The organism is Pantoea dispersa (genome assembly GCF_019890955.1).
Lineage (GTDB): Bacteria > Pseudomonadota > Gammaproteobacteria > Enterobacterales > Enterobacteriaceae > Pantoea > Pantoea dispersa.
Genome location: NZ_CP082346.1, coordinates 1,699,547 through 1,711,485, shown reverse-complemented (window position 1 = coordinate 1,711,485; position 11,939 = coordinate 1,699,547). Strand labels below are relative to the sequence as shown.

The following is an 11,939-nucleotide window of genomic DNA, read 5'->3' as shown; positions in this document are numbered from 1 at the left end:
TCGATTGGCAGAATAGGCAGGCAAAAGCGAGGTTATTTCAAATTTGTTATGGATGGCGGTGGATCGCACCGCCATTGTGCGCAGGTTCAGCGCAGATTACGCAGCCGCTGCCTTGTGCCAGGCGGGACGGCGTCCCACAGCGCACAGGTTTTGCCCTCAAGCGCCTGATAAAAAGGGCTAATGGACTCGTCGCATTCCAGCGCGGAATTAAACAGCACCTGACCGGTTTCTGCGTCAATGCTAATCATTTTGTTGATAAACAGCCGCTGCAGGTCGCTGCGCAGGAACAGGCCGTTGTCGACGCTGTTATCCGCCAGAAAGCCCTCTTCATTCTCCTGGGTGTCGATATGGCAGGCTTCCACCCACGGCCAGCTGTGGCGCTCGGTTAAGCGCGTGCCGGTAATAATGCAGGCACCATAGCGCGCTTTCACCGCCGCGCTGAACTCCGCCTGGCTGGCGCGCTGGAACACTTTCGCCTTGACGCGCCGCCCCACTTCGGTACCCGGCATCACCGCGCTGGGCATTTTCTGCTGCGGCGTGCTGAGCACCACTAAAAACTGGATCTTGCGCGACAGCGGGAAACAGGGATGCGCCTGCGGATCGAACAGCTGCCAGTACTCATCCTCTTCGGTCTGACGCATCAGCACCAGCTTGAAACCGCGGCTGTTGAGCAGGTTTTGCGCTTCCGCCGAGCGGGGATCGAGCATCGCGTACACCCGGGTTTCTCCGATCACTTTCCAGCGTCCGCTTTTACGCGCTTCATCGTTACGACGAAAATAGAGAAACGCCTGCTGGTTTTTAAGGTAATGCTCGAAGCGGCGCAGGTAGTTTTTGCGCTCGTTATCATCGGAGACGAACAGCAGATCCTCCAGCGGACTGTTCAGCTCCTCCTGCGCAAACAGTGCGCGGATCACCAGGTTGCGGTAGCTGGTTGACGGGCTGAGCAACCCGCGGGCGGTGAGCTCCTTCTCCTCCGGATGCTGCTGCGCATAGCGCAGCGCGATCTCATCGAAGGTCAGTTGCTCACCCGGTAACAAGTCATAATTGAAGCGCATAGACACCCCAGAAACAGGAAAAATAGAGCGTAAAAATTGGAATGATTCTGAAGAGGGTTATCGGCAGTTCTCACCCAGGCTGTAACAGGATGGTTACTTTTTTGAGGTTATGATGCGCAAGGGGAAATCGTCTGCCGCGCAACAGCCCAATTTGATTTAGCTCAGCAGGAATGCCCACGCGCTGCTTTTCTCTCCTTCCGCTTATCCCCGGCAATGCCCGCTTTTTTATCGGTTATTCGCGCCATCAATTATTCCTGCGCGCTCGTATGCTCACAGCATGACTCTGTGGAGAGCAGAGACGCGTAATAAGGAAGGCAATGATGAAAGGTATAGTGCTGGCGGGCGGGACAGGTTCCCGCCTGCATCCTGTAACCTGCGGCGTATCGAAGCAGTTGTTACCGGTTTATGACAAACCGATGATTTACTATCCACTTTCGGTGCTGATGCTGGCAGGCATTCGTGACATCCTGGTGATTACTACCGCTGAAGATCTGGCGGGATTCCAGCGTTTGCTGGGCGACGGCAGCCATTTCGGCGTCAATCTGCAGTTCGCGGTGCAGCCATCGCCCGATGGCCTGGCGCAGGCGTTTATCATCGGTGAGTCTTTTATTGCCGGTGAGCGCTGCGCATTAGTGCTGGGCGATAACATTTTCTTTGGGCAAAGCTTTGGTAAAAAGCTCGAAGACGTGGTCGCGCGACCGCAGGGTGCTACGGTATTTGGCTATCAGGTGATGGACCCCGAGCGCTTCGGCGTGGTGGAGTTTGATAAGCAATTCCGCGCGCTGTCCATTGAAGAAAAACCGCCACAGCCAAAATCGAACTATGCCGTCACCGGCCTCTATTTTTACGATAAAAACGTCTGCGCCATGGCGCGGGAAGTTCGCCCTTCTCCCCGCGGCGAGCTGGAAATTACCACCCTCAATCAGATGTATCTCGACGATGGGTTGCTCAACGTCGAAGTGCTGGGACGTGGCTTTGCCTGGCTCGACACCGGTACCCACGAGAGCTTACTCGAAGCGTCACACTTCATTCATACCATTGAAAAGCGCCAGGGCTTCAAAATTGCCTGTCTGGAAGAGATCGCCTGGCGCAAGCGCTGGATTGGCAGCGAATCGCTGCTGAAGCGCGCCGCTTATCTCGGCAAAACGCAGTATGGTCACTATCTGAAGATGCTGGTGGAGGAGTGAGATGGAGGTCATCACCACGAAAATTGCTGATGTCAAAATTATCCAGCCTAAAGTGTTTGGCGATGCCCGCGGCTTCTTCCTCGAAACCTTTGAGAAGCGGCGTTATCAGCAACTGCTGGATATCGACCTGGATTTTGTGCAGGACAACTACTCCCGTTCAGCGCGTAACGTGCTACGCGGGCTGCATTTTCAGAAAACCCAGCCGCAAGGCAAACTGGTGCGCGTGGTACGCGGCGCGGTATTTGACGTTGCCGTCGATATCCGTGCGGATTCGCCCACCTTTGGCCAATGGACCGGGCTGGAGCTGTCTGAAGAGAACAAAACCCAGCTGTGGATCCCGCCGGGTCTGGCACACGGTTTTGTGGTGCTCTCCGAGGTCGCTGACTTCGAATACAAATGTACTGATTACTACAACCCACAGGATGAAGCCTGCCTGATGTGGAATGACGCTGAAATTGCGGTGCAATGGCCGGTAGCGACGCCTCTGCTATCGGTAAAAGATCAACAAGGACTCTCCCTGCAGGAGTTAGTGCAATGCGCGTTTTGTTAACCGGTGCTTATGGCCAGCTTGGCCGTTGTTTACTGGATCGGGTGCCGGCAGAGTGGATCCTGCTGGCCTGTGGCTCTGCCGAGTTAGATATTACCGACCGCCCGGCGGTGGAACGGGTGGTGAAGAAATTCCGTCCCGATGTGATCATCAATGCCGCCGCGTATACCGCGGTCGATAAGGCTGAAACCGACCGTATCCGCGCCATGAAGGTCAACGCCATCGGCCCGGAAAATCTCGCCATCGCCGCTCACCAGCAGGGCGCCCGCTTGATTCATCTCTCCACCGATTACGTGTTTGATGGCAGTAAAAAAACGCCTTATACCGAAAGCGATCTGCCCTGCCCGATCAATTTCTACGGCCTGAGCAAATGGGAGGGTGAGAAACGCGTATTCTCCGTGCTGCCGGACGCCTTAGTGATTCGCACCTCGTGGGTGTTCAGTGAGTACGGTGCAAATTTTGTCAAAACCATGCTGCGGCTGGCAGAAACCCGCAGCGAAATCAGCGTGGTGAACGATCAGTTTGGCTGCCCGACCTATGCCGGCGATCTGGCACAGGTGATTATCACCCTGGCATCCCGCGCGGAAGCCGCCGGCGTTTATCATTACTGTGGCGATGTGGCGGTCAGCTGGTGCGAATTCGCCCAGGCGATTTTTGTGGCCGCGCAGCGGGATGTGCTGGTGAAAGGGATTGGCAGCGCGCAATATCCGATGGCGGCGGCAAGGCCGGCAAACAGCGTAATGAATACCGCGCGGATAGCGGCGCTGGGGGGTGAGGCATCGGACTGGCAAAACCGCGTGCAATCCGCCTGCTTAGCCGGTGATTCAGCCACCGTTCAGCCCGTTCCTGACATCACCGCCCTGCAATAAATATAAAACAAGGCGTCTCAGACGCCTTGTTATTATCCCACCAGAGGTAACGCGCGGCTTGTTAGCTTTTGCTCAGCCAGGCGGTGAATGATTTGCACAATATTGTCAACTTCGGCCAATGCTAAGCCAGGATAGACCGGCAAACATAACACGCGCTGAGACATTTGTTGTGCAATCGGTAAGGCCGCTTCATCAGCGCTAGGTAATCCACGATACATCGGGAAACTGGTGATCAGCGGATAGAAATAACGGCGGGCAATAATGTTGTGCTCACGCAGATGCGCATAAAGCTCATCACGACTCAGCGGAAAATCTTTCGTTACCATCACCGGCAGATAAGAGTAGTTCCATTCAACATCAGCCGGAATATGCGGCAGCGTAATGCCATCGATTTCCGCGAGCAAATCATAATAGTGCGCCTGAATACGCGCCCGCTCCGCTAATGCCTGGTCGATGTGCTTTAACTGCAGCAGGCCAAAGGCCGATTGCACCTCGTTCATCTTGCCGTTAATGCCGGTCGCCACAATGGTGGTTTCATCTGCAAAACCAAAATTCTTCAGGTAATCGATGCGCTTTTTGGTTTTAGCATCCGGGCAGATAATTGCGCCACCTTCAATGGTATTGAAAACCTTCGTTGCGTGAAAACTTAAAATCGACAAGTCACCATAATTCAATATGCTGTTGCCGTTTTTACGTACGCCAAAGGCGTGAGCAGCATCGTAAATGACTTTCAGCCCGTACAGGTCAGCGATGCGCTGAATATTCTCCACGTCGCACGGATTGCCGTAGCAGTGCACCGGCATAATGGCTGTGGTTTGCGGTGTAATGGCCTGCTCTATTTTGGAGGCATCAATATTACAGCTTATCGGGTCGATATCGACAAACACCGGGGTTAACCCATTCCACAACAGAGAATGCGAGGTGGCGACAAAAGAATAAGGTGTGGTGATGACTTCACCGGTAATACGCAACGCCTGCAGCGCCGTCAGCAATGCCAGCGTGCCATTGGTAAATAAGCAGAGATGCTCAACACCTAAATAGCGTGCCAGTTCCTGTTCAAGTTGCTGATGGAAGGGCCCGCCGTTGGTCAGGACTTTATTCTGCCAGATCTGTTCAAGGTAAGGCATGAACTCTTCCAGCGGTGGCATAAGCGGGCTGGTTACATACACAGGTTTATTATTCATAATCGTTCACCTCAGCAGAGTGCCTTTTCACACCAACTCACCTTTGAAGGTTGATAGCCGGGTCATTCCCTGCAGAACAGGTATTCGCCTCAGCCAGCGATGAGGCGGTGCATGACCGCAGCGTGTGGTGTTATCCAGATAGATTGAAACTGCATTGACCTGCTGCGGTGCAGCAGGTCAAAAATTAACGCTTCAGCGTCCAGGCTTGTGACCAGCTTTGCAGGTTCTCGCCTTCCAGCATCCAGTCCTGGCGAATTTCCTGCTGCAGCCTGGCGCCCATTTGGGCACTCGCTGCGGGGTCCAGCAGATGCATATTGATGGCGTCCACCCAGTCTTTGTGGCGGTTCTTCACGCGCGTGACGGTTAAATCACCGCGATAACACGCCACATCACTGCAAATCACCGGAATGCCGCAGGCACCATATTCCATCAGGCGCAGATTACTTTTACAGGTGTTGAAAAAGTTATCTTCGACAGGCGCTAACGCCAGGTCGAGATTAAGCGAAGCCAGTTTGGCCGGATAACGCTCAATTTCTACGCCGTGGTGATATTCATGAATAAAAGGCCGCAGCTTTGGCGGGCACATGCCAAAAAATACCCATTCCACGTCATTAGCAAAATGGCGCACTACATCGACAATCATTTCCAGATCGCCGGTATGACTGGAGCCCCCGGCCCAGCCAACGCGTGGTTTTTTTCCCTGATTGCGCAGCGACTGCAGCTTGCCCCACCAGTCATGCGAAAGACGGTTTTTACGCACCACAATATCGTGGTGCATATCCGCGAACGCTTCGGCTAGGGGTTCGGTGGAAACGACAAAGCGATCCATATAACTCAGGCTGCGCCGCATCAGTTTTTTAACATCGTTGCCAAACTGTGAGCGATGATGGTTTTTGAGCGGAATATTGGGCAGGTAGTCGTCGAGCTCATAAATTTTGAACGCCTGCGTATGCTTACTGACTTTCTCCAGCCATTCATGGAACTCCGCGTCAATCCGGCGCTGGAAAATCAGGCTATCAGGCGCGAAGCGATTGAGCTCGGCAACATTAATCAGCGTGGAGGAGAGTTTGCCATCCACCAGGCCGGCATCACGCATCGCCTCATAGGGCTTGATGATGCGATAGTAACCACAACCGGCAAAATCAGCCATGAAAGGCATAACCACCGGCAAAGGCCGCCACGAAAGCGGACGCCATGTCAGTTCGCTGTCGGAGGACACGCTAAAGTTGATGTTATTGAGCGTCAGGTTGGGGTTATACGCCGGATCCTGGGTCACGATGGCCTGCCATTTCTGCAGCTGACGATCTTCCTCCTGACTTCGACTCTGCGTGTCGATCGTCAGTTCAGGATTAACCTGCCGCAGCATACGCACGTACGGTGTCCAGACCGTCATCAACCCGGCTTCGCGCACGCGCAGACAGAAGTCGACATCGTCGAAATGCTGCAGCGTCTCATCCAGACCCTCAACGGCGCGAAACACCTCGCTACGCACCATCATCAGATCGCCTGACACCGCGCTGTAGTTCTGGTCGGCTTGCAAACGCGCCATGTGTCCCGCGGTCTCATGGCTCTCACCATAGAACGGCTCACCTACCAGGCCGTTAATCCCCAGCACATAACCGGCGTGGCGTACCTGACCATTTGCGTAGATTTGCCGGGCGCCAACAATAGCGACTTCCGGACGTTGGGCATGGTTAAGCAGGTTTTCCAGCCAGCTGTTATCAAGCATGGCCAAATCGCTACTCAGCAGCAGCAGGTAATCGCCTCTGGCCACAGCGGCGGCGGCATTGACCATTCTGGCGCGATGAAAACCGCCCTCAATCTGCAATGTGCGAATGCGTGCCGGGTCGATCTCAGCGATACCGCGCAGCCATTCGTCCTGGGCGGCACTTCCGCCCTGAGCAGAAACCAGGAGCAATTCATAATTCTGTGAGGCGGTTTTTTCCATCAGCGAGGTGACGCAACTCACCAGGTTCGGGAGGTGATTACTCACCAGAACGATGATGGAAACCGGGGCCGACTGCGGGTGACCATAATGCAGCTGATAAACATTATGTGGGCTCAGGCTGACATCGGCCTGTGCGTAGCCGCGGTGCTGCAGGTGGGTGCGGATGAGGGCGCGCTCTTCATCCACCGGCTGTCGTAATGAGGCGGTCTGCACTAACGGCTCAGCCAGATGCCCAATCACATTAAAAGGCTGGCTTTCGATGGTGCGCAGAATCACGTCCAGTTCAAAACAGCCCGGCCAGTGCGTGGCAAACCCGCCTGTCTGTTGCAAAAATTCGCGGCGGAACAGCCAGTGGCAGGCCATTCTCGATGGGTTACTGAGCAGCAGGTCAAGATTAAAGTCAGGGCGGAAGGATGCGCCAACCGGACGGCCATTGACCGGATACACCTCATCGGCATAAATCAACTGGCAATGACCGACCTCCGGCAGCACCGTTCCCAGCGCCTGCAAACCTGAGGTATACAGCTGACTGCCGGCCCGTAATACTATCAGCCAGTCGAAATGTCTCTCTTCGGTCAGCGTGTTGAGCGCAGCAACGACCTGATTGTCGCGCACATCAATACGCTGCACAGAGGCCGGAATAAACGATTGATACGGTGCCGCCAGCACCACCGGCTGCAGGCTCAGACCGGCCACGGCGACATCCAGACTGGTCTGTGTCAGCAGCCACTCGGTCTCAGTCGCGTCGCGCACATCAATCACCACGGCAATACGTGCGACCGGCTGACTGGCAAGATGCTGTGCAATCAGCTGTTGTTCGATGGGCCGCAGCGTGCGTTGACGGAACCACTCGGCAAAATGGCTCTCTACCCGCGCATTCTGCAGCGCCGTTGTCAGGTCAAACGGCTGAAAGTGCTGCTGGCTGCGCAGCGTGGCGTGACGAATCCAGCCCTGCGGCAGCTGCTCATTATACCAGCCCAGTTTTTTGATCTCTTCCGGAAAGCGCTGGTGAGACTGACTGGCTATATTGCCATCGAGGCGCGCTTCCTGACTGGTTTGCTCACGCGAGATACGAATCTGCGCCAGCACCTGCGGTAAATAGACCAGATGACCTTGACGTAACAAGCGCAGGTAAATCACCAGATCGGCAATGAACGGTAGCCCTTCATCGATCAACGCATGCAGCTCGCGCGGCTCCTCCACCAGCTTGTGCAGCGCCGCGCTGCGCACTAATACGGCACTGGGTTCACCGATAAAGTTGTTCAGGAAATCAGCCTGCCAGCGGGCCATATCCTGACCATGAAAAATCGTGTCTTCTAATACCGGCGATACGCTGTAAATCTCGTCTGCCATCAGCTTACCGACAGAATCAATGCGATTACGTCTGGCTGTCGCCATCACCGCTTGCGGTATCTGCGACAGCGCCGCGACTAATTGCGACACGGCCTGCGGCAGAAGTACATCATCATCATAAAGGAATTTTACGTATTCGCCTTTGGCGCGACGTATTGCCTGACTGAGGTTGGCGATTTCGCCTAATGCGGGATGATGATGCTGGTAATAGATGGGAAATTTACTGTTTACCTGATACGCACTGACAATATCCTCGATTTTTGCATCAGGGCAATCATCGCCAATGATGATTTCACAATGAGGGTAATCCTGTGCTAATGCACTTTTCAGCGCCAGTTCAAACCAGGTGGCTTTATAAGCAGGGATGATTATGCTTACCAGTGCGTTCGCGTTCATTGTCGGTTGTATCCTCAGCCTCGGCGATAACTCACGTCTGTGTGACGTCTCTTTCAGCTCAGAATACGCGGCGCGCCTGGAAACAATCGCGCCATTATCCATTAAAAAAGCGGTTAATCCCGCCCATAAAAAAGGCCCCCAGTTGGGGGCCTGATCTGCGTAAGAAAGAATTAACGCAGCAGAGACAGCATGGTCTGTGGCACCTGGTTGGCCTGCGCCAGCACCGAAGAACCTGCCTGCTGCAGGATCTGCGCGCGCGACATGTTCGACACTTCTGTCGCGTAGTCAGAATCCTGAATACGGCTGCGCGCAGCTGACAGGTTGTTCACGGTGTTGTTCAGGTTGGTGATGGTTGACTCAAAGCGGTTCTGTGAAGCACCCAGCAGGCTGCGCTGTGAGTCAACAGATTTGATGGCCGCATCGATGTCTGCCAGTGGCGTGGTGCCGGACGCTGCGCCAGACGCGCCGCCGGTGACTGCGCCTTTCAGCACGTCAAAACCAACGGCTTCAGTAGAGCGCGCGGTACCGTTAACGGTATCGCCTGAGGTCATCGCACGGGTGTTCAGCGCGGTGCCGCTGGTGCCGGCTTTCGCCAGGTTATAACCATCGCTGGAGCTGATGGTGATGGCGATGGTTTCGCCATCTTTTGAACCCACCTGGAAGCTGTAGTCGGTAGAGCCGGAACCGGTGTTCAGCACTTTGATGCCGTTGAAGTCGGTCTGCGACGTTACGCGGTTGATCTCTTCCATACGCTGGTTAACTTCAGCCTGGATGGAGTCGATGTCTGAGGCCGAGTTCGAGCTGTTCTGCGCCTGTACGGTCAGGTCACGCACACGCTGCAGGTTGTTGTTGATCTCGGACAGCGCGCCTTCAGCGGTCTGAGCCAGTGAGATACCGTCGTTGGCGTTACGGGCAGCAACGGTCAGGCCGTTGATGTTAGAGGTGAAGCGGTTAGCAATCGCCTGACCTGCAGCATCATCTTTGGCGCTGTTAATACGCAGACCAGAAGAGAGACGCTCAATAGCGGTACCCAGAGAAGCCTGTGACTTGGACAGGTTATTCTGCGTGGTCAGCGACAAGGTGTTAGTGTTAATGACTGCCATGATGTTTATTCCTTAACTGATGATGAATTCAGGTCGAAAACCCGTGGCGTTCTCGCCGTCGCCAAAATTTATCGGCAGCCGCTGCGTAAGCTTTAATGATGATTTCATTAAAATTAAGCGGTAAGGAACGATCGAAGAAAATCTCAGCAGCAGAAATAAAAAAGGGCCCCATACGGGGCCCGGTCTGTGCGCGAGAGAATTAACGCAGCAGAGACAGCATGGTCTGTGGCACCTGGTTGGCCTGCGCCAGCACCGAAGAACCTGCCTGCTGCAGGATCTGCGCGCGCGACATGTTCGACACTTCTGTCGCGTAGTCAGAATCCTGAATACGGCTGCGCGCAGCTGACAGGTTGTTCACGGTGTTGTTCAGGTTGGTGATGGTTGACTCAAAGCGGTTCTGTGAAGCACCCAGCAGGCTGCGCTGTGAGTCAACAGATTTGATGGCCGCATCGATGTCTGCCAGTGGCGTGGTGCCGGACGCTGCGCCAGACGCGCCGCCGGTGACTGCGCCTTTCAGCACGTCAAAACCAACGGCTTCAGTAGAGCGCGCGGTACCGTTAACGGTATCGCCTGAGGTCATCGCACGGGTGTTCAGCGCGGTGCCGCTGGTGCCGGCTTTCGCCAGGTTATAACCATCGCTGGAGCTGATGGTGATGGCGATGGTTTCGCCATCTTTTGAACCCACCTGGAAGCTGTAGTCGGTAGAGCCGGAACCGGTGTTCAGCACTTTGATGCCGTTGAAGTCGGTCTGCGACGTTACGCGGTTGATCTCTTCCATACGCTGGTTAACTTCAGCCTGGATGGAGTCGATGTCTGAGGCCGAGTTCGAGCTGTTCTGCGCCTGTACGGTCAGGTCACGCACACGCTGCAGGTTGTTGTTGATCTCGGACAGCGCGCCTTCAGCGGTCTGAGCCAGTGAGATACCGTCGTTGGCGTTACGGGCAGCAACGGTCAGGCCGTTGATGTTAGAGGTGAAGCGGTTAGCAATCGCCTGACCTGCAGCATCATCTTTGGCGCTGTTAATACGCAGACCAGAAGAGAGACGCTCAATAGCGGTACCCAGAGAAGCCTGTGACTTGGACAGGTTATTCTGCGTGGTCAGCGACAAGGTGTTAGTGTTAATGACTGCCATGATGTTTATTCCTTAACTGATGATGAATTCAGGTCGAAAACCCGTGGCGTTCTCGCCGTCGCCAAAATTTATCGGCAGCCGCTGCGTAAGCTTTAATGATGATTTCATTAAAATTAAGCGGTAAGGAACGATCGAAGAAAATCTCAGCAGCAGAAATAAAAAAGGGCCCCATACGGGGCCCGGTCTGTGCGCGAGAGAATTAACGCAGCAGAGACAGCATGGTCTGTGGCACCTGGTTGGCCTGCGCCAGCACCGAAGAACCTGCCTGCTGCAGGATCTGCGCGCGCGACATGTTCGACACTTCTGTCGCGTAGTCAGAATCCTGAATACGGCTGCGCGCAGCTGACAGGTTGTTCACGGTGTTGTTCAGGTTGGTGATGGTTGACTCAAAGCGGTTCTGTGAAGCACCCAGCAGGCTGCGCTGTGAGTCAACAGATTTGATGGCCGCATCGATGTCTGCCAGTGGCGTGGTGCCGGACGCTGCGCCAGACGCGCCGCCGGTGACTGCGCCTTTCAGCACGTCAAAACCAACGGCTTCAGTAGAGCGCGCGGTACCGTTAACGGTATCGCCTGAGGTCATCGCACGGGTGTTCAGCGCGGTGCCGCTGGTGCCGGCTTTCGCCAGGTTATAACCATCGCTTGAGCTGATGGTGATAGCGATGGTTTCGCCATCTTTTGAACCCACCTGGAAGCTGTAGTCGGTAGAGCCGGAACCGGTGTTCAGCACTTTGATGCCGTTGAAGTCGGTCTGCGACGTTACGCGGTTGATCTCTTCCATACGCTGGTTAACTTCAGCCTGGATGGAGTCGATGTCTGAAGCCGAGTTGGAGCTGTTCTGCGCCTGCACGGTCAGGTCACGCACACGCTGCAGGTTGTTGTTGATCTCGGACAGCGCGCCTTCAGCGGTCTGTGCCAGAGAGATACCGTCGTTGGCGTTACGGGCAGCAACGGTCAGGCCGTTGATGTTGGAGGTAAAGCGGTTAGCAATCGCCTGACCTGCAGCATCATCTTTGGCGCTGTTAATACGCAGACCAGAAGAGAGACGCTCAATAGCGGTACCCAGAGAAGCCTGTGACTTGGACAGGTTGTTTTGCGTGGTCAGCGACAATGTGTTGGTATTGATAACGGCCATGATAAATTCCTTGAGTCAATGAGTTGAGATTCT

Annotated in this window: 9 protein-coding genes; 3 read left to right on the top strand and 6 right to left on the bottom strand. The window is 54.8% G+C overall.

Features of this window, described 5'->3' with window-relative positions:
• Positions 1 to 86: 86 nt before the first annotated feature.
• Positions 87 to 1,055: an HNH endonuclease signature motif containing protein gene (locus K7H94_RS07870; RefSeq protein WP_088517721.1), complete on the bottom strand. Its 969-nt coding sequence runs from the start codon at positions 1,053 to 1,055 to the stop codon at positions 87 to 89.
• 320 nt (positions 1,056 to 1,375) lie between these two features.
• Here K7H94_RS07870 and rfbA point away from each other — a divergent pair, with 320 nt between their 5' ends.
• From rfbA to rfbD, 3 genes are read left to right on the top strand one after another with little or no spacing between them, the layout of a single operon-like run.
• Positions 1,376 to 2,242, top strand: coding sequence for a glucose-1-phosphate thymidylyltransferase RfbA (rfbA, locus tag K7H94_RS07865; RefSeq protein WP_088517720.1), 867 nt, complete (start codon positions 1,376 to 1,378; stop codon positions 2,240 to 2,242).
• Position 2,243: 1 nt separating this feature from the next.
• Positions 2,244 to 2,792: a dTDP-4-dehydrorhamnose 3,5-epimerase gene (gene rfbC / locus K7H94_RS07860; protein ID WP_021509897.1), complete on the top strand. Its 549-nt coding sequence runs from the start codon at positions 2,244 to 2,246 to the stop codon at positions 2,790 to 2,792.
• The gene (gene rfbD / locus K7H94_RS07855) at positions 2,777 to 3,658 is read left to right on the top strand and encodes a dTDP-4-dehydrorhamnose reductase (protein WP_222951915.1); all 882 of its coding nucleotides are present in this window, start codon (positions 2,777 to 2,779) and stop codon (positions 3,656 to 3,658) included. Before rfbC ends, rfbD begins: the two co-directional genes overlap by 16 nt.
• A gap of 32 nt (positions 3,659 to 3,690) precedes the next feature.
• On the opposite strand, the gene K7H94_RS07850 is transcribed toward rfbD, so the two are convergent.
• The 5 genes from K7H94_RS07850 to K7H94_RS07830 form a co-directional block, all read right to left on the bottom strand.
• On the bottom strand, positions 3,691 to 4,842 hold the full coding sequence (locus tag K7H94_RS07850) for a DegT/DnrJ/EryC1/StrS family aminotransferase (protein ID WP_222951914.1): 1,152 nt from the start codon (positions 4,840 to 4,842) through the stop codon (positions 3,691 to 3,693).
• Positions 4,843 to 5,026: 184 nt separating this feature from the next.
• The gene (locus K7H94_RS07845) at positions 5,027 to 8,539 is read right to left on the bottom strand and encodes a glycosyltransferase (RefSeq protein ID WP_222951913.1); all 3,513 of its coding nucleotides are present in this window, start codon (positions 8,537 to 8,539) and stop codon (positions 5,027 to 5,029) included.
• 170 nt (positions 8,540 to 8,709) lie between these two features.
• Positions 8,710 to 9,642: a flagellin N-terminal helical domain-containing protein gene (locus K7H94_RS07840; RefSeq protein WP_058757414.1), complete on the bottom strand. Its 933-nt coding sequence runs from the start codon at positions 9,640 to 9,642 to the stop codon at positions 8,710 to 8,712.
• Between the two features lie 199 nt (positions 9,643 to 9,841).
• A complete protein-coding gene (locus K7H94_RS07835) occupies positions 9,842 to 10,774 on the bottom strand; it encodes a flagellin N-terminal helical domain-containing protein (RefSeq protein WP_058757414.1) in 933 nt (310 codons plus the stop codon).
• Between the two features lie 199 nt (positions 10,775 to 10,973).
• Positions 10,974 to 11,906, bottom strand: coding sequence for a flagellin N-terminal helical domain-containing protein (locus K7H94_RS07830; RefSeq protein ID WP_058757414.1), 933 nt, complete (start codon positions 11,904 to 11,906; stop codon positions 10,974 to 10,976).
• Positions 11,907 to 11,939: the final 33 nt, after the last annotated feature.